Genomic DNA, 18,889 nt, shown 5'->3' with positions numbered 1-18,889 from the left:
CAGCGGGATGTAATCCCCGCTGACCGGTTTCGCGTGTGCAAGATCACGGGGTGTCAACCGATCTCGCGCCGTCGATGTTCGCCGCGCTGCGCTCCCGCAACTACCGGTACTGGACGGCCGGTCAGATCGTGTCCCTCGTCGGCACGTGGATGCAGCGGATCGCGCAGGACTGGTTGGTCCTGACCCTCTCCGGCGGAGACGGTTTCGCGGTCGGCGTCGTGATGGCTCTGCAGTTCGGGCCGACGCTGTTCCTGTCGATGTACGGCGGGCTGCTCGCCGACCGGTACGACAAGCGGCGCATCCTGATGGTCTCGCTGGTCGCGATGGCGTCGTTCGGGTTGATTCTCGGACTGCTCGACGTGGGTGGTGTGGTGCAGCTGTGGCACGTGTACGTGCTGGCGTTCGCGCTCGGCTGCGTCACGGCTCTCGAAACGCCCGTGCGCCAGTCGTTCACGATCGAGATGGTCGGACCGGACCGATTGGCCAACGCAATCGCGTTGAACTCCATGATGTTCAACGCCGCCCGCATCGTCGGACCCGCCGTGGCCGGTGTGCTCATCACGCTGATCGGCACCGGCCCGGTGTTCCTCGTCAACTCCGTGTCCTTCGTCGCGGTGTTCGCCTCGCTGCTGTGGATGCGGGTGGACGAGCTCACCCGGTCCGCGCCGGCGCCGCGGACCAAGGGGCAGGTGCGGGAAGGCTTCCGGTACGCGCGCGGCAGGCCCGACCTCACCGTCGTCCTGCTCACCGTGTTCGTGGTCTCCACGTTCGGGCTGAACTTCTCGCTCACCCTGGCCGTCCTGGCCCGCAACACCTTCGGCAAGGACGCCGACGCGTTCGGTCTGCTGTCGACGATGCTCGCGATCGGCATGCTCGGCGGCGCCACCCTCGCCGCGCGGCGGGCGACGGCCCCCACCGTCGGCTGGTGTCTCGGCGCCGCTGTCGGGTTCGGCGTCCTCGAGACCGCCATCGGACTCGTCCCGTCGTATGTGGCGGTCATCGTGCTGCTCGTGCCCACCGGCGCCCTCGTCCTCACGTTCTCGACGGCCGCGATGAGCATCCTGCAGATGTCGGTGCCGCCCGAGATGCGCGGCCGGGTGATGGGCATGTACATGCTCGCCTTCCTCGGCGGCACCCCGCTGGGCAGCCCGCTCCTGGGCTGGCTGGCCGACGCCGTCGACCCCCGCGCCCCGCTCGTGATCGGCGGCGTCGTCTCCCTCGTCGCAGCCCTGGCCGCCGCGGGCTACGTGCGTCGTTCGGCAACCTTGGGGCGTGCGGGGAACAGCGTGTAGCTGAGCGCGATCACGCCCCAGACACCGAGGACGACCGTGAGCGTGCGGATCCAGTCGGACAGGGCTGCGGTGCGGTCCGGTTCGCCGACCATCGCGATCGCGGCGAGCAGCAGGCCGCACGCGATACCCCAGGCCACCACGGCCTTTCCGAACTCGCGCCACTCGCGGATCGCCCGTGCCCTCCCGTGCCGGGCGGGCTTCTCGGGGGCGGGTCCTCCGGCGAAGCGGTGGGCGAAACGACCATCCGCCCAGCGGATGATGCTGTGGCCGAAGGCGACCGAGAAGCCGATGTACGCCGCCGCCAGACCGTGGCTCCACGACGCCTCGGCCCCGCCACGCAGATCGATCGTGGTGGTGACCAACAGCACGACGTCGACGAGCGGTGCGCCCACCAGCAGTACCGCGCCGAGCGTGGGGCGGCGCAGGAGGTAGCGCGCCGTCAGGCCGGCGCCGAGGAACACCCAGAAGAGGATCTCGCACGCGACGATCAGTTGCACGATCATGTCCGCCCCATTCTAGTACGACTGTGTTAGTCGGGTAGAAACTATCACGACTGTGTTAGTTTTGGCGACGTGGTGAAGCGAACCAGTACCGAGGCCCGCCGCGAGGAGATCGCCGACGCGGTCCTGCAGGTGATCCGGCGCGACGGCATCGGCGCCGCCAGCGTGCGCACCGTCGCCGACGAGGCCGGGCTGTCCACCGGGTCGCTGCGGCACTTCTTCGGCACCCAGTCCGAACTGCTGCTGTTCGCGATGGAACTGGTCACCAGGCGGGTCCACGAGCGCATCGCGGCGATCGAATTCACCGGCGACCTGCGCGCCGACGCCCGACTGCTGGCCGAGCAGTTCGTCCCGCTCGACGCCGACCGGCGCGGCGAGATGGACGTCTGGCAGGCCTTCGTGGTGGCCGCGCGCACGGATCCAGCCCTCGCCGAGGTGCGCGACCGCACCGACCGGGAGATGTACGAGGGTTTCCTCCGCCTCGTCGGCGCGCTGCACGACGCCGGCCTGCTCGCGCCGGACACATCGGTGGAAGTGGAAGCGGCGCGGTTGCACGCCCTGGTCGACGGCCTCGCCGCCCACGGCGTCAACCACCCCCGCCGCATGGACGCCGAGCGGCTCCACGCCGTCCTCGACGCCCACTTCGCGGCCCTGCTCGTGGATGGGGACACCGTGTAGCCGAACGCCGAGTCCGGTACGGCACGATGGACCCGTGGTTCACGTCATCGACATCGCAGACCCCGCCGACCCCCGGTTGGGCGACTACCGCGATCTGAATTCGTCGGATCGTCGCCCCGACCTGCCCGGAGGCAAGGGCCTGGTGATCGCCGAGGGCGTGCTGGTGGTGCAGCGGATGCTCGCATCGCGCTTCACCCCGAACAGCCTGCTCGGCGTCGACCGACGTCTCACCGAACTGTCCGCGGACCTCGAGGGCGTGGACGTGCCGTTCTACCGAACCACCGCCGACGTGATGGCGCAGGTCGTGGGCTTCCACCTCAACCGCGGTGTCCTCGCGGCCGCGCACCGCCCGCCCGCCCTCGACGTCGAGGACGTCCTGCGCGACGCCCGCACCGTCGCGGTGCTCGAGGGCGTCAACGACCACGAGAACATCGGCTCGATGTTCCGCAACGCCGCCGGTCTCGGCGTCGACGCCATCCTGTTCGGTGCTGCGGTGGCGGACCCGTTGTACCGGCGGGCGGTGCGCGTGTCGATGGGGCACGCGCTACGGGTTCCGTTCGCACAGATCCCGGAATGGCCGCGCGGACTGAACATTCTGCGCGACAGAGGTTTCCAGCTGATCTCACTCACTCCGAATCCGGCGGCGCCGACGCTCGCGGAGGCGATGACGGGTGAGAGGGTGGCATTGCTGCTCGGTGCGGAGGGTCCGGGATTGACCGAAGACGCGATGCGTGTCACCGACGTGCGTGCCCGCATCCCGATGTCGGCGGGCACCGATTCGCTCAACGTGGCGACCGCGGCTGCCATGGCGTTCTACGAGCGAATCCGGACCGGATCGTGACCGCGTCCGCCGATCCGACCCCGTGGGCGACGGGCCTGCTGGTCAGCACGTTCGCCGCGGTGGTGACGCTGGTCGCGGTGGTGGCGTTCGGCGTTACCCTCGCGCACATCCACCCGCTGCTCACGGTGGGGTTCAACCTCGTCGCCGTCGGCGGCGCCGCACCCACCGTGTGGCGGTGGCGGAACCTGCCGGTGTGGCGGTGGGTGGTCTACGGTGTGGCGGCCGGGGTCGTATCCGGTTGGATCGCATTGCTTTTCGGGGCCTTCTAGGCCGCGTCAGCGCTCCCGTCGGAACAGCCGCGCGAACAACGATCGCCGCTGCGGCCGGGCCGCCTGCTCGGGCCGGGCCTGCTCGGCGCGCAGTTGCTCGGCGCGGGCCTGCTCGGCGCGCAGCCTCTCCTGTGCGCGTCGCACCGACTCCGGCACCTGACCCGTCGGGTGAACGGCGAAGCGGCACACCGTGATCGATGACAGGTCCAGGTCGTCCCCGAGCCATGCGGCCGGTGCCGCCTCGGCGAACGCGCCGGGATCGAACGGCAGCGTCTGCGGGTCCGGCAGGACGTCCATCACCGGCGGCGCCGGGTGCTCGCCCGCCCAGTACGGCCGCTCCCACACCTGGGGCAGACCGAGATCCTCGATGATGTGCACCGGCGTCGCGCTGAACGACCGCTTGAGCTCGCCGTCCTCCCAGTGCGCGAACGCACCCCAGGAACCGGCGGCCGTGTGGACGGTCGACGAACTCAGGTAGGTGTGGGTGGCCCCCGTCGGGCGGATCCAGTGCTCGACGAGCGTCGACGGCGTCGGCGGCAGCGCCTCCCCCGTGCGAACCACGGCGACGCCCGGGTAGCGGCCGACGACCACCTCGCCGGGCTCGGGCTTCACGGCGTCGGAAAGCGGCTCGTCACCGAGATACGTGACGTCGAGACCGGGATGCAGCGTCGCGGCGAGGGCCCGGGCGGACTCCCGGTCCGGTATCGCGCCGCGCAGGACCCCGGCGGGCTCGGTGTCGTCGACGTACCAGATCGTCGAGGAGGTGACCCCCAGCACCGGCGTCAGCCGCGCCCGTTGCTCCGCACGCCCAGCAGCACGTCGTCCCACGACGGCAGGGCGGGCTTGCCGCGCTTGTCCTTACCCGGCGTCTGCTGCGGCGCGACCTTGGGCTGATCGTGTTCGATCTCGCCTGTGACCTCCGACGCGGGGGCGTGGGAATCGTTGTCCGCCAACACGATCGGAGAATCCTGGGCCTTGTCGGACGGCTCGGCGCTCTCGTGTTCGTGATCCTGCTCGAAATCGGCCGGACCGTAGATCGGGTTGGTGGGCACCGGAGCGAGACCGCGCCGACCGAAATCGGGGTCGACGAGCTGGGCGGCCGTGTCGTCGAGCGCGGTGATGGTGCCGCCGTGCGCGTCCGGCTGGTAACGCCAGTGTGCGGTGTTGGTGGTGCGGCCGGCCTGCCACTGCAGCTGGGCCACCCAGAATCCGTCCTCGTCCTTCCAGGCGTCCCACGTGATGGCGCTGTTCTCGTGACCGCGCGCCTTGAACGCCAGCGTCACGATCTCCGAAAGGGTGTGCACGGCCGGGCCGTCCGGACGTACCGGATGACCGGCCTGCGCCATCTCCGCGGCCCGGGCGCGCTCGAGCAGCACGGGGTACGCGAAGCGTTCCACCTTGGCGTGCGGGATGCCGGCCTGTTCGGCGACCTGTTCGACGGAGGCGCCGGCACGGATGCGGGCCTGGATTTCGCGGGGGCGGAGCTGACTGTCCATTTCGATCTCAATCTGGCCGAGTCGAGCGATGTCCCCGCGGGAGGCCGCGCGGAGTTTGTCATCGGCTGGGAGCCGGAACTTTTCGCCGGTGTCTGGATCAGAACACACCACGTGCGCGCCGCCAGGTTCGAGACCTATTACTCGCAGCTCCCGCACGTTCGTCCTCCTCATCGCGCCGACTCGCGATCACGTCATGATCGACTGTAATTCATCCGTGACCCACGCGCAGGAAAGACACGCGCGCCGTATATCACCCTCCCCGCGCGTTTTGCGCACTTATCGCTACCCCGGGGATGTGATGCGCGCGACAAGTGCGCAAAGCGCGGGAGGAGGGGTGGTCCGGGGTGCGACAAGTGCGCAAAACGCGAGGTGGGGGAGGGGGAGGGGCGCGGAGGGGCCGGAGCAGGAGACGTAGGGACGCAGAAAGGGCGGGCACGCGCACGCGTGCCCGCCCTCGCTACGGAGAACCGGGAAGCCCGGGGCCACCCCTGCGGCCCGGCGGAAATCAGCCGAGCTGCGAGACGACCCAGTCGATGCTCTTGGTGAGCTGCGAGATGTCCTCGGGGTCGATCGCCGGGAACATGCCGATGCGCAGCTGGTTACGGCCCAGCTTGCGGTACGGCTCGGTGTCGACGATGCCGTTGGCGCGCAAAATCTTCGCGACGGCGGCCGCGTCGACCGAGTCGGCGAAGTCGATGGTGCCGACGACCTGCGAGCGGTAGGCCGGATCGGCGACGAACGGCGTCGCGTACTCCGAAGCCTCGGCCCACGAGTACAGGCGCTCCGACGAATCCTTGGTGCGGGCCGTGGTCCAGTCCAGGCCGCCGTTGGAGTTCATCCACGCGATCTGGTTCTCGAACATCAGCAGCGTCGCGAGCGCCGGAGTGTTGTACGTCTGGTCCTTGGTGGAGTTGTCGACCGCGATCGGCAGCGACAGGAAGTCCGGAGTCCAGCGGCCCGAGTCCTTGATCTCGGCCACGCGCTCGAGCGCGGCCGGGCTCATCAGCGCGATCCACAGGCCACCGTCCGCGGCGAAGCACTTCTGCGGCGCGAAGTAGTAGACGTCGGCGTCGGCGGCGTTGACCGGCAGACCACCGGCGCCCGAGGTGGCGTCGATCGCGATGAGCGCGTTCTCCGAACCCGCCGGGCGGGACACCGGCACGGCGACACCCGTCGAGGTCTCGTTGTGCGCCCAGCCGATGAGGTCGACCGAACCGTCGGCGACGATCTCCGGCGCGGTGCCCGGATCGCTCGACACGACAATCGGGTCGCCGATGAACGGGTTGTTCTTCGCCACAGACGCGAACTTGGACGAGAACTCGCCGTACGTGAAGTGCTGCGAGCGCTCCCGGATCAGACCGAAGGCCGCCGCATCCCAGAACGCGGTGGAGCCGCCGTTGCCGAGGACGACCTCGTAGCCCTCGGGCAGCGAGAACAGGTCACGCAGGCCCGAGCGCACGCGGCCGACGACGTCCTTGACGGGCTTCTGCCGGTGGCTGGTGCCGAACACCGAGGCGCCGACGTCGACCAGGGACTGCAGCTGCTCGGGGCGAACCTTCGAGGGTCCGCAACCGAAACGGCCGTCGACGGGCTTGAGGTCGGCGGGGATGATCGGTGTGCTCATCGGTGCGAGTTGTCCTTATCGATTGTGCTCGGATGTGGTTGGACGTCCAGCTGTTTCTAGCTGTGCGAAATCTGGTCCCAGCCCGCGACCGAGTCGGGGGTGCGGGGCTCGGGGCCGGTGTAGATGGCGGCGGGGCGGACCAGCTTGCCCAGACGCTTCTGCTCCATGATGTGCGCGCACCAGCCGGCGGTACGGCCGCACGTGAACATGGCGGGCATCATGTGCGCGGGAACCTCGGCGAAGTCGAGGATCACCGCCGCCCAGAACTCGACGTTCGTCTCGATCGCGCGATCGGGGCGACGTTCACGCAGTTCGGCGAGCGCGGCCTGCTCGAGTGCCGCGGCCACCTCGAAGCGGGGTGCGTTCAGACGCTTGGCGGTCTCACGCAGCACCCGGGCGCGTGGGTCCTCGGCCCGGTACACCCGGTGGCCGAAGCCCATCAGCTTCTCCTTGCGATCGAGGATCCCCTTGACCAGGGCGCGGGCGTCGCCGGTGCGCTCGGTCTCCTCGATCATCGGCAGCACTCGCGCGGGGGCACCGCCGTGCAGCGGGCCGGACATCGCGCCGATCGCCCCGGACAGCGACGCCGCCACGTCGGCGCCGGTGGAGGCGATGACGCGGGCGGTGAAGGTGGAGGCGTTCATGCCGTGCTCGGCGGCCGACACCCAGTACGCGTCGATGGCTTCGATGTGCGCCGGATCCGGGTCGCCCTTCCACCGCGTCATGAAACGTGCGGTGACGGTGGGGCATTCGTCGATGAGCTTCTGCGGCACGGCCGGCTGGTAGATGCCGCGCGCGGACTGCGCGACGTACGACAGCGCCATCACCGAGGCCCGCGCGAGATTCTCGCGGGCGGTCTCGTCGTCGATGTCGAGCAGCGGCTGGTAGCCCCAGATCGGGGCGAGCATCGCGAGGCCGGCCTGCACGTCGACGCGGACGTCGCCGGTGTGGATCGGCAGCGGGAACGGCTCCGCCGGGGGCAGACCCCGGCCGAACTCGCCGTCGACCAGCAGCGCCCACACGTTGCCGAACGTGACGCGGCGGCCGACGAGATCCTCGATGTCGACACCGCGGTAGCGCAGCGCGCCGCCGTCCTTGTCGGGCTCGGCGATGTCGGTGGTGAACGCGACGACGCCTTCGAGGCCGCTGACGAAATCCTCGGGTACTACAGCGCTGGGTGCCATTGCTCCTGGACTCTCCTCATCCGAGTGCCGCCCGTGCGAGCTGCACTGCCTGCCTCAGCCTTCGACTACTGCAACATGGGGCTTCGAGATACTCCGTCGGGCCTGGTGCTAACCAAACTCTAGCGGGTGTCACCGCTCACCTGGCCAGCGCCTACCCAGGGGTAGCGTCAACGGCTGTGTCGTCAGATTCCCGCCGCCGGGGTTCCCGGAATTCCGATCTCTCCACGATGAGGGTCAGCTACGGCGAAATCGGGCCGCAGCGGCCCGTCGTCGAACCCGATCTCGAGCCGTCCTGGCTCGACGACGGATGGGTCGCGTTGGCGCGCCGGTGGGTCGAGGAGGCAGTAGAGGCGGGACTGCCGGAACCGAATGCGATGGTGCTCGGCACCGTCGGTGCCGACGGGCACCCGTGCACGCGGACGGTGCTGTGCAAGGGGTTCGACGAGGACGGTGTGCAGTTCTTCACCAATTACGACTCCGACAAGGGTCGTCAGCTGGCCGCGACGCCGTACGCGTCGGTGACGTTCACGTGGATTCCGCTCGCACACCAGCTCACCGTCCGCGGTCCCGTGGTGAAAACCAGCGAGAGCACGACGTCCGAGTACTGGAACAGCCGCCCGCGCGGCTCCCGGCTGGGGGCGTGGGCGTCGGACCAGTCCCGCCCGATCGATACCCGCGCTGACCTCGAGAGCCGACTCGTGGACGCCGGCAGGCGTTTCGGCGTCGACGGTGACATCCCGGTGCCCGCGCACTGGGGTGGGTTCCGGATCCGCCCCGAGTCGGTCGAGTTCTGGCAGGGCCGACCCAACCGCATGCACAACCGCATCCGCACCCGTCTGGTCGACGGCGCCTGGACCGTCGAGCGTCTGCAGCCGTGAGGGGACTGCTCGCCGACGTCACTCCGCTCCGCAATCCCGACTACCGGCGGTTGTGGACGAGCGGCATCGTCACCGTCATCGGCGGACAGCTCACCGTCGTGGCCGTGCCGCTGCAGATCTTCGCGATCACCCAGAACTCGGCCTACGTGGGTCTCGCCGGCATCTTCGGGCTGGTGCCGCTGGTCGTGTTCGGCCTGTGGGGCGGAGCCCTCGCCGACGTCATGGATCGCCGCAAACTGATCGTCATCACCACGCTCGGTCTGATCGGCACGTCGGTGTTGCTGTGGCTGCAGGCCGCCGCGAACGTGAACAACGTGTGGTTGCTGCTGTGTCTGTTCTCGTTGCAGCAGGTGTTCTTCGCAGTGAACTCGCCGACCCGCAGCGCGATCATTCCGCGACTGCTGCCCCTGAAGGATCTGCCGGCGGCGAACTCCCTCAACATGACGGTGATGCAGTTCGGTGCCATCGCCGGTCCGCTGCTCGCCGGCGTCCTCATACCGGTGGCCGGATTGTCGACGGTGTATCTGCTGGACTCGATCGCGCTGCTCGCGACGCTGTGGGCGGTGATCAAACTGCCGGCGCTGCCGCCGACCGGTCCGGCGCGCCGCGCCGGACTGCGCGTGGTGGGAGAGGGCTTCACGTATCTCGCCACCCAGAAGGTGCTGCTGGCGTCGTTCGTCGTCGACATCGTCGCGATGGTCTTCGGAATGCCCCGGGCACTGTTCCCGGAGATCGCTCACGAGTCGTTCGGGGATCCACTCGACGGCGGCGTCGCTCTGGGGCTGTTGTTCGCCGCGATGTCGGCGGGTGCCGTGCTGGGTGGCGTCTTCTCCGGGTGGCTGCCCCGGATCCGCTTCCAGGGCCGGGCCGTCGTGATCTGCATCGTCCTGTGGGGTCTGGCGATGGTCGGTTTCGGTGTGGTCATCGGGATCGCGGGCCCGGACAGCCCGGCCTTCCTACTGTGGCTGGCACTCGCGTTCCTCGCGTTCGGCGGTGCCGTCGACATGGTCTCCGCGGCACTGCGCAGCACGATGCTCCAGCAGGTGGCCACCGACGACATGCGCGGACGCCTGCAGGGTGTCTTCACCGTCGTCGTGGCCGGCGGGCCGCGGATCGGCGACGTCCTGCACGGCGCCGCGGCGTTCGCGTTCGGCACCGCCGTCGCGTCGGCCGGCGGCGGAATCCTGGTGGTGGTCGGCGTCGCCGCCTCGATCCTGGCCTTCCCGGCGTTCATGCGGTACCGCGTGGGCCGGACGGGACGACCCGAACATGTCTGACCCGCGGATCGTGGTGTGCGGCGAGGCGCTCGTCGACCTCGTCCCGACCGGCGGCGAGTCCTTCGACCGCGCCTGGGCGGTGGGCCGTTCAACGTGGCCGTCGCGCTCGGACGTCTCGGTAGCCGGACGGCGTTCTGTTCGCGGGTCTCGACCGACGCGTTCGGCGACCGGGTGCTCGCGGCGCTCACCGCGTCGGACGTCGACACCCGGACCGTCCAGCGCGGGCCCGAGCCCACCACGCTCGCGGTCGCGGGCATCGGGCCCGACGGCGGCGCCCGCTACACCTTCTACGCCGACGGCACCGCCGACCGGCTCGTCACCGATCCCGGCCGCCTCCCGGACACGGTGGTCGCGGTGTCGTTCGGGACGCTCTCGCTGGTGCTCGAACCGGGCGCGAGCGTCTACGCGGACCTGCTCCGCCGCTGCCACGACGAGGGACGGCTCACGATCCTCGACCCCAACATCCGCCCGGCCGTCTTTCCCGACGACTACCGCCGCCGTTTCGGCGACCTGCTTCCGTGGGTCGATGTAGTGAAGGTCTCCGACGACGACGTCCAATGGTTGGGACACGGAGTGGATGGCACCACACCGGAGCAGTGGCTCGATCGCGGAGTGGCCGCCGTCGTCACGACGCACGGGGCGGACGGACTGAGCGTGCGGACGCGGTCCCTGACGGTGCGCGTGCCGGGACGGCCGGTGGCCGTCGTCGACACGATCGGTGCAGGTGACACGGTTCAGGCGGCGCTCCTGCGCCGGCTCGACCGGCGGGAACTCCTCGGTCGGAATTCGGTATCGCGGCTCGGCGGGGGACAATGGCGTGACGCCCTGGAATTCGCGGCGCGCGCGGCGGCGATCACCGTTTCGCGGCCCGGGGCGGACCCTCCGTGGGCAGTGGAGCTCGCGGGCGGCTAGTTTCTACTTGAATGTTACGAAGTTACTCACTGGTCTGAGTTTGAGAGGGATCCTTCCGTGCCCGCTGAGAATGACAACAAACCCACACTCAGCTACCCCGGTGGCGAGCACACGATGTCCATCGCCAAGGCGACTGAAGGCAACGACGGCATCGAGCTGGGCAAGCTCCTTGCCGACACGGGTTACACGACGCTCGACCCGGGCTTCGTGAACACCGCGTCCACCAGTTCCGCAATCACCTACATCGACGGCGACAAGGGCATCCTGCGCTACCGCGGGTACCCGATCGAGGAGCTCGCACAGCGCTCCACGTTCATCGAGGTCAGCTACCTGCTGATCTACGGCGAGCTGCCCACCGAAAACCAGCTCGAGGTGTTCACCGACAAGATCCGTCGCCACACCCTCCTGCACGAGGACCTCAAGCGGTTCTTCGACGGCTTCCCGCGCAACGCGCACCCGATGCCGGTGCTGTCGAGCGCCGTCAACGCGCTGTCCGCGTACTACCAGGACGCCCTGGATCCGGACGATCCGGAGCAGGTCGAGCTGTCCACGATCCGCCTTCTCGCGAAGCTGCCCACGATCGCGGCGTACGCGTACAAGAAGTCGGTCGGTCAGCCGTTCCTCTACCCGGACAACTCGCTGAGCCTGGTCGAGAACTTCCTCCGCATGACGTTCGGCTTCCCCGCCGAGCCGTACGAGGTGGACCCCGAGGTCGCCAAGGCCCTCGACATGCTGCTGATCCTGCACGCCGACCACGAGCAGAACTGCTCGACGTCGACGGTCCGCATGGTCGGCTCGTCGGACGCGAACCTGTTCACGTCGGTCTCCGCCGGCATCAACGCGCTGTGGGGCCCGCTGCACGGCGGCGCCAACCAGGCCGTGCTCGAGATGCTCGACGACATCACCGCGAACGGTGGCGACGTCAAGGAGTTCGTCCGCAAGGTCAAGAACAAGGAAGACGGCGTGAAGCTCATGGGCTTCGGTCACCGCGTCTACCGCAACTACGACCCGCGTGCCGCACTCGTCAAGCAGACCGCGCACTCGGTGCTCGGCAAGCTCGGCGGCGACGACAAGATGCTCGAGATCGCCATGGCGCTCGAGGAGACCGCGCTCACCGACGAGTACTTCATCGAGCGCAAGCTGTACCCGAACGTGGACTTCTACACGGGCCTGATCTACCGCGCGATGGGCTTCCCGACGCGCATGTTCACGGTCCTGTTCGCGCTCGGCCGCCTGCCCGGCTGGATCGCGCACTGGCGTGAGATGCACGAGGATCCGGCCACCAAGATCGGCCGTCCGCGTCAGATCTACACCGGCTACACGCAGCGCGGCTACGTGGACCTGTCCGCACGCTGATCTGTTTCTGCCCGACTACTACTGATCGGACACCATCATGAGCACCAAGCCCGAGATCGAGTTCCAGGAAGGCCCCGCGCCCACCGAACTCGTCATCAAGGACATCGTCGTCGGTGACGGCCCCGAGGCCACCCCCGGCGCGAAGGTCGAGGTCCACTACGTCGGCGTCGAGTTCGACTCCGGCGAGGAGTTCGACTCCTCGTGGGGCCGCGGCGAGTCCATCACCTTCCCGCTCCAGGGCCTCATCGCAGGCTGGCAGGAAGGCATCCCGGGCATGAAGGTGGGCGGCCGGCGTCAGCTGACCATCCCGCCGGAGCTTGCGTACGGTCCGGCAGGCAGCGGTCACCAGCTGTCGGGCAAGACCCTCGTGTTCGTCATCGACCTGCTCGACGTCGTCGTGCCGCCGAAGCCGCCGGTCATCGAGCCCGCCGAGGGCCCGGCCCCGGCCGAGCTGGTGATCGAGGACATCACGATCGGCGACGGCGCGGAGGCTCAGCCGGGCGGTGTCGTGGACGTGCACTACCACGGTGTCGAGTACGACTCCAACGAGGTGTTCGACTCGTCGTTCCTGCGTGGCGAGTCGGTCGCCTTCCCTCTCAACCGGTTGATCCCGGGCTGGCAGGAAGGCATCCCCGGCATGAAGGTCGGCGGCCGCCGCAAGCTCACGGTTCCTCCGGAGCTCGCATACGGTCCCGCCGGTGGCGGCCATCAGCTGTCGGGCAAGACGCTGGTGTTCGTCATCGACCTGTTGGGCACCCAGTAGTCCTGTAGAGCAACAGAACTCGGGCCCCACACCGTTCACCGGTGCGGGGCCCGAGTTGTCTCCGCAGTCCGGTCAGGAGCGCCGCACCGGCGACGAGAAAGGCGCCCCGACCGAAGTCGGGGCGCCCTCTGCTCGGTGTGGTGCGACTACTGCCGAACGACTACCGGGGAGTGCCCATGGCGTCGGCCAGCATCGGCCACGAGTTGTTCAGGTCGTCACGCCAGTAGCCCCACGAGTGGGTGCCGGCCGGCTTGAAGTCGAAGTGCGCCTGGTCGCCCATGCCGTTGAAGTTGACGGCGTCGAACAGACGGTGGGTGCACTCGTTGGTGGCCGCCTCGATGATGCCGCCGACGATGATCTGGTTGGCCAGCGTCGAGACGTTACCGTTGATGCCCTGGCTTTCGAGGGTGTCGTGCGGGCCCGGCAGGCCGGACGCGTTGGCGACGTACAGCTTCGGGCCGCCCTTGAGCTTGCCGATGTTGTAGATCGGGTCGTGGGCCTGCCAGTCGGGGCTGCCGACCGGGCCCCACATGTTCTCGACCTCGGCGCTGCCGCGGGCCGCGATGACGATCTGGATGTAGGTCTGGCCCATCGGAGTCACGGTGTCCGCGCAACCGCTGTAGGCGCCGACCGCCTTGTACAGCTGCGGATCCTTGAGCGCGAGGTTGAACACCGAGGTGCCCGACGTCGAGATGCCGGCAAGGCTGTTGACCTTGGTGGTGCCGAGCGCGGAGTCGATGACCGGCGGCAGTTCCTGCGTCAGGAACGTCTCCCACTTGTTGACACCGTGCAGGGCGTCGTCGGCCTTCTGCCAGTCGGTGTAGTAGGTGAACGCGCCCTGCATCGGGGTGACCACGTTGACCTGCTTGCCCTGGAAGAAGGTGCCGATGTCGGCCTGCTTCTGCCACGACGCCGAGTCCTCGCCGCCGCCTGCGCCGTTGAGCAGGTACAGCGTGGGGGCGGCCTTGGACGTGTCGGCCGGGCGGATGACGTCGAGCGGGATGTCGCGGTTCATCGACTCGGAGCGGACCACCAGGCGGAGCTTGTTGGAGCCGGTCGACGTGGCCGACACGAGCTTGGTGCCACCGTTCGCGCGGGCCGAAGCCTGGACGTTGGCGGCGTCGGTCGCGCCGGGCGTCGAGGCGGAGGCGACCCCGGCTCCGACGAAGACGGGCAGTGCGGCGACCGCCGCAGTCGTGGCGCCGATCAGTGCTTTGAGCCGGCGGGACTTCTGGGTTACGCGCATGCTTTCTCCGCTTCGGTGGTCGGCCGGGAGCAAGGATCAGCTCCGCGGTTCTGAACAGGTGTATATCACTTTCGCTATCGGGACTACGTCTCGATTTGCTACTGGTTGCCGCAAAATTCTTCCGGCGTTCCAGAATTATCGGTCACAAACCGTCAGACCATGTCGTTTTTCTGCAACCAGCGCAATGTCGGCCAGCCGCAGAACACCGGCAGCCAGCAGGTCAGGACGCGGTACAGCAGCACTGACGGTACCGCGATGCCCACGGGCAGCCCGAAGGCGGTCAGGCCACCGATGAGGGCGGCCTCCACCGCGCCCACACCGCCGGGGGTGGGCGCGGCCGACGCCAGGGTGCCGCCGATCATCGTGACGATCGTGACCGTGACGAACGTGGTGCCGCCGCCGAACGCCTCGACGCTGGCCCACAACGCCAGTGCGGCCCCGAGGGTGGTGCCCGCGCTGCCGAGGACGATCAGCATGAAGCGGCCCGGATTGCGGGCCAGCTGCGTCAGGGATCCGAGCACCTCCGTCAGCTGTGGCCGGACCTCGTTGCGCAGCCAGCGCCGCGCCTTGGGGATGAACGTGAAGGTGCCGATCGCACCCAACGCGATGCCCGCGATGAGGTAGAGCGTCGTGCCCTTGGGGACGAAGTGCGACAGATCGGCGTCCCGCCCGGCGGCGACGCTGAAGAAGATCAGCAGCGCCACGTGGGTGACCACCTGCACGGTCTGTTGCAGGGCCACCGCGGCCGTCGCCCGGACGGTGCCGAGGCCGCCCTTCTGTAGGAACCGCACGCTCAGCGCGAGGCCACCGACGCCGGCCGGGGTGGTTGTGGCGGCGAACGTGTTGGCGATCTGCATGATCAGCAGGTGCCGGTAGCGCACCAGCTCGGAGGCGCACGCCCACAGGGCGGCCGCGGCGCCGACGTAGGTGAGGGCCGAGACGACCAGTCCGGCCAGTGCCCACCACCAGTTCGCGGTCTTCAGTTCCGTGAGGAACGTCGGTACCTGGCTGATGAACGGGTAGGCCACGTAGACCAGGCCGATCAGCAGCACCAGCTGGATGATCTGGTTCCGGGTGAAGCGGGTGACCTGTTCTGGGGCGATCTTCTCGATGTCGGTCTGGTTGCTCACCTCGTCCCGGATCGCGCCGAGCAGCGCGGACGAGTCGGGCGCCTGCTTGCGCAGCCGTGACGGCATCGCGGACTTCGTGAGCCGGCCCGACGCGGCGAGGATCCGGTCGCGGCCGCGCGCGGCGAGCGCGGCACGGACGGCCGGCTCCACCCCGAACAGCGTCGCGGTCGTCAGGAGCAGTTGCGCGGTGTCGGACTGTATCTGTGCCTCCGACGACCCCAGTTCGGCGTACGTGAAGCCGTCGAACATGGCCTGGCCGTCGTCGATCCGGATCTCGGACGCGCGCAGGTCGCCGTGCGTGATCTGGCGGGCGTGCAGTTCGCCGAGCGAGGCCCACAGCATCTCGAGCAGGGTGTCGCGAGGGTGGGGGTTGTCGGTCCGGAGCGTCGCGACCGGGGCGCCGTGGGAGAGCGGCCGGGCATAGAGCTGCCACCCGCGGTCGAGGGCGGTGACGGCCATCGGCTTCGACGCCGCGAGTCCCAGATCGGCCACGGCGATCCCCATGAGTGCCCGGTGCTCGACGGCCCGCGCCAGCGACGCGTGCGCGGGGGCGCTCTCGCTGCTGCGCAGCGTCAGCCACTTCGACACCTGCCGGATCGCTCCGCTGCTGCGCTGGTTCTGCCCGTACAGTTCGACGATCATCTCGGGTTCGCCGTCGCGGGACGCGCCGAGGATCAGCGGCCCGCTGCCGGCGGTGGTGATGACGCGGAACGCGGTCACCCGGTGTCCCAGACGCTGCAGCGCCTCGACCGCCGACTCGAGCGGGACCTCCAGCGCGGGGGTGCCCACGACGAGCACGATGATCGCGCCGACGAGGTAGCCCACGGCCAGGCCGAGCATCGAGCGGGCCGGGACGATCGAGCTGACGATCAGATGGATCGGTGCGAACAACAGCAGCAGCGCCCACCACACGCGCCGCCAGCGTTTGGGCAGCCACGGCCCCGAGACGGTCAGGACGGCGGCGAGCATCGCGATCCAGCGGGGGTCGTCGAGGAACTGCGACAGGAAGGTGTTGAGCCGGTCCGAGACGTCGAGGTGCCAGCGCGGGGCCGCCAGCCCGGACCCGGTGAACGAGAGCGCCACTCCCGCGATGAGTCCCGCGGCCGCGTAGCCGGCGAGCAGCTTCCAGCGGCGGCCCACGATCAGCTGGATCAGGATCGCGAACGGCAGCGCCAGGATCGCGACGCCGTACAGCAGGTAGACCGTGTCGGACACCCCCGGCGAGAGGATGCCGACGATGTCGGACACCGACGTCTCGAGGGCGTCCCACTCGCTGCGAGTGATCACCGAGCCGGCGATCACGGCGCCGAGCAGGACCAGCGCGAAGACGACCCGCAGGATGTCGCTGGTGCGTCGGATCAGTGGCGGCAGCAGGCTGCCGCTGACCGGGATTTCGCGTCCGTCAACTTTCAAGGGTCACCACCAGTCGCGCGCCGCCGAGGGGGCTGTCCGCGAGGTGTGCCGTGCCGCCGTGCAGACCGGCCTGCTGCGCCACGAGCGCCAGCCCGAGCCCCGAGCCGCCCTTGGCGGCGCTGCTGCCGCGCCGGAAGCGCTCGAACACCTCGACCCTCTCCTCGTGCGGGATGCCGGTGCCGTCGTCGTCGACGGTGACCGTGACGGTGCCGTCGTCGTTGCGGTGCGCACCGATCGACACGTGCCGTGCGCCGCCGTGCCGGACGGCGTTGCTGATCGCGTTGTCGATCGACAGCCGCAGTCCCACCGGCAGGCCACGCACGACCAGCCCGGGTGGCGCGTCGACGGTGACCGTGAGATCCGGACGCAGACGCTGCGCGTCCTCGGCGGCGAGGTCGCACAGTTCCGTCAGGTCGAGGTCGACGTGGTCCTTCTCGCTGGACAGCTCGCCCGACGCGAGCCGTTCCAGCGCGGTGAGCGTGGCCTCGAGCCGGCCCTGTGTCCGCGCGAGGTCGGCGAGGATCTCGGCGCGCTGTTCGTCGGACAGGTCGAGGGTGGTGAGTACCTCGAGGTCGGTGCGCATGGCGGTGAGCGGGGTCCGTAGTTCGTGCGCGGACGCGGCCGCGAAGTCGCGGGCGGTGTCGAGCGCGGCCGCGGTGCGTTCCTGCGCGTCGGAGACGTCCTGCAGCATGGCGCCGGCCGCGGCGGCGAGCTCGTCGGCCTCGCGGACCCCGGACGCCGCGGTGGCGAGGTCGCGGTCGCGGCGGCCGACGCGCTGGGTGAGTTCGACCAGCGGGCGGACGGCGCGGCCACCGAAGAGCCAGCCGAGCCCGGTGGCGGCGACGATCGCGCCCACACCCACCAGTGCGACCTGCTGCTGCTGGTCGGTGGTGGGATCCTTCGCTTCGGCGAGCGGGACCGCCACCGTCAGGAGGGTCGTGGAGTCGGGACCCAGCGGGGCGGTGAAGGTGCGGAACGGGGTCCCGGCGACGTCGACGGAGTGCGATCCGGGATCGAGCTCGGGCAGCCGGCTGGACGTGCTCGACACGACCTTCTCGCCCGCCCGGATCGTCACCGCGAACGCCCCGCCGTCACCGAGGACGTTCAGGAACGGGGCTGCGGCACCGGCATTGACGACGAGCACCCGCGACGCGGTCTCGAGCCGCCGATCGAGCTGCTGCAGATTGTTGCGGGCGATCGCGAGGGCCAGGTACACGCCGACCGCGGCGACGACGATCGTCGCGCCCAGTGCGGTGGCGGCGGCGACGCGTGCCCGCAGCGACTGCGGTCTCATGTCGGTTCCCGTAACACGAAGCCCACGCCGCGCACGGTGTGCACGAGCCGTGGGGTGCCGTCGATCTCGAACTTGCGGCGCAGGTAGCCGACGAACACGTCCACCACGTTGGTGTCGGCGACGAAGTCGTAGCCCCACACCAGATCGAGCAGTCGTTCGCGGCTCAGCACCACCCCGGCGTTGCGGGCCAGCACCTCCGTGAGCTCGAATTCCCTCTTGGTGAGGGTGATCTCGGTGTCGCCGAGCCAGACACGGCGGCCCGCGAGATCCACCGACAGCGGGCCGACGACGATCGGGGGATCGGTGTCCGTCGCCGCGACGGCGACCGAGCGGCGGCGCAGCATCGCGCGGATCCGGGCGACCAGTTCGGCGAGCACGAACGGTTTGACGAGGTAGTCGTCCGCGCCGGACTCGAGCCCGGCGATGCGATCGTCGACCGAACTGCGGGCACTGAGCACGCAGATCGGGACCTCGTTGCCCGCCCTGCGCAGCGCGGTGACCACCCCGGTGCCGTCGAGGACGGGCATGTTCATGTCGAGCACGACGGCGTCGGGCGCCGCGTCCGCGACCACCCTCAACGCCACCGCCCCGTCCGACGCGGTGAGGACGGTGAAGCCGGACAGACGGAGCCCACGCTCGAGCGAGGCGAGCACGTCCGGGTCGTCGTCCACGACCAGTACGGTGGCGGTCACCTGAGCATTGTGCCCGCCGACTGCGGCATTTCCCCTCATCTTCG

The 18,889-nt window shown here is 69.4% G+C and carries 17 protein-coding genes and 2 pseudogenes; 10 read left to right on the top strand and 9 right to left on the bottom strand.

Translation table 11 applies throughout. The features are described 5' to 3' along the window. Positions 1-74 precede the first annotated feature (74 nt). On the top strand, positions 75-1,292 hold the full coding sequence (locus PSS76_RS12430) for an MFS transporter (protein WP_084922624.1): 1,218 nt from the start codon (positions 75-77) through the stop codon (positions 1,290-1,292). Here the strand turns inward: PSS76_RS12430 and PSS76_RS12425 are convergent. Then, a complete protein-coding gene (locus tag PSS76_RS12425; protein WP_337456232.1) occupies positions 1,244-1,795 on the bottom strand; it encodes a hypothetical protein in 552 nt (183 codons plus the stop codon). The genes PSS76_RS12430 and PSS76_RS12425 overlap by 49 nt on opposite strands. Positions 1,796-1,864: 69 nt before the next feature. Here PSS76_RS12425 and PSS76_RS12420 point away from each other — a divergent pair, with 69 nt between their 5' ends. Genes PSS76_RS12420 through PSS76_RS12410 form a run of 3 tightly spaced genes read left to right on the top strand, consistent with a single transcriptional unit; the run spans position 1,865 to position 3,580 of the window. Further along, the gene (locus tag PSS76_RS12420) at positions 1,865-2,470 is read left to right on the top strand and encodes a TetR/AcrR family transcriptional regulator (RefSeq protein WP_013415045.1); all 606 of its coding nucleotides are present in this window, start codon (positions 1,865-1,867) and stop codon (positions 2,468-2,470) included. A 34-nt stretch (positions 2,471-2,504) separates the two neighbouring features. Further along, positions 2,505-3,311 carry a TrmH family RNA methyltransferase gene (locus PSS76_RS12415; RefSeq protein WP_013415046.1) on the top strand — a complete coding sequence of 269 codons (807 nt, stop codon included), beginning with the start codon at positions 2,505-2,507 and terminating at the stop codon, positions 3,309-3,311. Then, positions 3,308-3,580 carry a DUF2537 domain-containing protein gene (locus PSS76_RS12410; protein ID WP_013415047.1) on the top strand — a complete coding sequence of 91 codons (273 nt, stop codon included), beginning with the start codon at positions 3,308-3,310 and terminating at the stop codon, positions 3,578-3,580. The genes PSS76_RS12415 and PSS76_RS12410 overlap by 4 nt, the downstream gene beginning before the upstream one ends. A gap of 6 nt (positions 3,581-3,586) precedes the next feature. On the opposite strand, the gene PSS76_RS12405 is transcribed toward PSS76_RS12410, so the two are convergent. The 4 genes from PSS76_RS12405 to PSS76_RS12390 all read right to left on the bottom strand — a co-directional run bounded on the left by PSS76_RS12405 (position 3,587) and on the right by PSS76_RS12390 (position 7,884). Then, entirely contained in the window at positions 3,587-4,408 is an 822-nt protein-coding gene (locus tag PSS76_RS12405) for a DUF6928 family protein (protein ID WP_337456231.1), read from the bottom strand. Further along, entirely contained in the window at positions 4,363-5,232 is an 870-nt protein-coding gene (gene sepH / locus PSS76_RS12400) for a septation protein SepH (protein ID WP_205317185.1), read from the bottom strand. Before sepH ends, PSS76_RS12405 begins: the two co-directional genes overlap by 46 nt. Positions 5,233-5,581: 349 nt before the next feature. Further along, the gene (serC, locus tag PSS76_RS12395; RefSeq protein WP_005515069.1) at positions 5,582-6,700 is read right to left on the bottom strand and encodes a phosphoserine transaminase; all 1,119 of its coding nucleotides are present in this window, start codon (positions 6,698-6,700) and stop codon (positions 5,582-5,584) included. Positions 6,701-6,756: 56 nt separating this feature from the next. Next, the gene (locus tag PSS76_RS12390; protein WP_005515068.1) at positions 6,757-7,884 is read right to left on the bottom strand and encodes a citrate synthase 2; all 1,128 of its coding nucleotides are present in this window, start codon (positions 7,882-7,884) and stop codon (positions 6,757-6,759) included. Positions 7,885-8,111: 227 nt separating this feature from the next. Here PSS76_RS12390 and pdxH point away from each other — a divergent pair, with 227 nt between their 5' ends. The 6 genes and pseudogenes from pdxH to PSS76_RS12360 all read left to right on the top strand — a co-directional run bounded on the left by pdxH (position 8,112) and on the right by PSS76_RS12360 (position 13,070). After that, positions 8,112-8,762 carry a pyridoxamine 5'-phosphate oxidase gene (pdxH, locus tag PSS76_RS12385; RefSeq protein WP_337456230.1) on the top strand — a complete coding sequence of 217 codons (651 nt, stop codon included), beginning with the start codon at positions 8,112-8,114 and terminating at the stop codon, positions 8,760-8,762. After that, positions 8,759-10,039: an MFS transporter gene (locus tag PSS76_RS12380; RefSeq protein WP_005515066.1), complete on the top strand. Its 1,281-nt coding sequence runs from the start codon at positions 8,759-8,761 to the stop codon at positions 10,037-10,039. The genes pdxH and PSS76_RS12380 overlap by 4 nt, the downstream gene beginning before the upstream one ends. Further along, positions 10,032-10,951 (top strand): annotated as a pseudogene (locus tag PSS76_RS12375) (PfkB family carbohydrate kinase). The gene PSS76_RS12380 and the pseudogene PSS76_RS12375 overlap by 8 nt, the downstream one beginning before the upstream one ends. A 57-nt stretch (positions 10,952-11,008) precedes the next feature. Continuing rightward, positions 11,009-12,307: a citrate synthase gene (locus PSS76_RS12370; protein ID WP_005515064.1), complete on the top strand. Its 1,299-nt coding sequence runs from the start codon at positions 11,009-11,011 to the stop codon at positions 12,305-12,307. A 37-nt stretch (positions 12,308-12,344) separates the two neighbouring features. Beyond that, positions 12,345-12,695 (top strand): annotated as a pseudogene (locus tag PSS76_RS12365) (FKBP-type peptidyl-prolyl cis-trans isomerase); the annotation flags it as partial. 9 nt (positions 12,696-12,704) lie between these two features. After that, complete coding sequence (locus tag PSS76_RS12360; RefSeq protein ID WP_269149624.1) at positions 12,705-13,070, top strand: FKBP-type peptidyl-prolyl cis-trans isomerase; 366 nt, start codon at positions 12,705-12,707, stop codon at positions 13,068-13,070. A gap of 160 nt (positions 13,071-13,230) precedes the next feature. Here PSS76_RS12360 and PSS76_RS12355 read toward each other — a convergent pair whose 3' ends face one another. The 4 genes from PSS76_RS12355 to PSS76_RS12340 form a co-directional block, all read right to left on the bottom strand. Continuing rightward, the gene (locus tag PSS76_RS12355; protein WP_064057949.1) at positions 13,231-14,316 is read right to left on the bottom strand and encodes an alpha/beta hydrolase; all 1,086 of its coding nucleotides are present in this window, start codon (positions 14,314-14,316) and stop codon (positions 13,231-13,233) included. A gap of 152 nt (positions 14,317-14,468) precedes the next feature. Beyond that, entirely contained in the window at positions 14,469-16,859 is a 2,391-nt protein-coding gene (locus PSS76_RS12350) for a lysylphosphatidylglycerol synthase transmembrane domain-containing protein (protein WP_005515061.1), read from the bottom strand. Then, the gene (locus PSS76_RS12345) at positions 16,849-18,153 is read right to left on the bottom strand and encodes a sensor histidine kinase (RefSeq protein WP_221278503.1); all 1,305 of its coding nucleotides are present in this window, start codon (positions 18,151-18,153) and stop codon (positions 16,849-16,851) included. Before PSS76_RS12345 ends, PSS76_RS12350 begins: the two co-directional genes overlap by 11 nt. Further along, complete coding sequence (locus tag PSS76_RS12340; RefSeq protein WP_064058041.1) at positions 18,150-18,884, bottom strand: response regulator transcription factor; 735 nt, start codon at positions 18,882-18,884, stop codon at positions 18,150-18,152. Before PSS76_RS12340 ends, PSS76_RS12345 begins: the two co-directional genes overlap by 4 nt. Between the last annotated feature and the right edge of the window lie 5 nt (positions 18,885-18,889).

Origin of the sequence: Prescottella sp. D32, assembly GCF_037287305.1 — a bacterium.
Classification (GTDB): domain Bacteria; phylum Actinomycetota; class Actinomycetes; order Mycobacteriales; family Mycobacteriaceae; genus Prescottella; species Prescottella equi.
This window is presented reverse-complemented; position numbering and strand designations above follow the sequence as displayed.

Coding starts and splice junctions, on each gene's coding strand:
- PSS76_RS12425 (WP_337456232.1), bottom strand. CDS start 1,795: ATGATCGTGCAACTGATCGTCGCGTGCGAGATCCTCTTCTGGGTGTTC.
- PSS76_RS12355 (WP_064057949.1), bottom strand. CDS start 14,316: ATGCGCGTAACCCAGAAGTCCCGCCGGCTCAAAGCACTGATCGGCGCC.
- PSS76_RS12430 (WP_084922624.1), top strand. CDS start 75: ATGTTCGCCGCGCTGCGCTCCCGCAACTACCGGTACTGGACGGCCGGT.
- serC (WP_005515069.1), bottom strand. CDS start 6,700: ATGAGCACACCGATCATCCCCGCCGACCTCAAGCCCGTCGACGGCCGT.
- pdxH (WP_337456230.1), top strand. CDS start 8,112: ATGAGGGTCAGCTACGGCGAAATCGGGCCGCAGCGGCCCGTCGTCGAA.
- PSS76_RS12390 (WP_005515068.1), bottom strand. CDS start 7,884: ATGGCACCCAGCGCTGTAGTACCCGAGGATTTCGTCAGCGGCCTCGAA.
- PSS76_RS12345 (WP_221278503.1), bottom strand. CDS start 18,153: ATGAGACCGCAGTCGCTGCGGGCACGCGTCGCCGCCGCCACCGCACTG.
- PSS76_RS12340 (WP_064058041.1), bottom strand. CDS start 18,884: ATGAGGGGAAATGCCGCAGTCGGCGGGCACAATGCTCAGGTGACCGCC.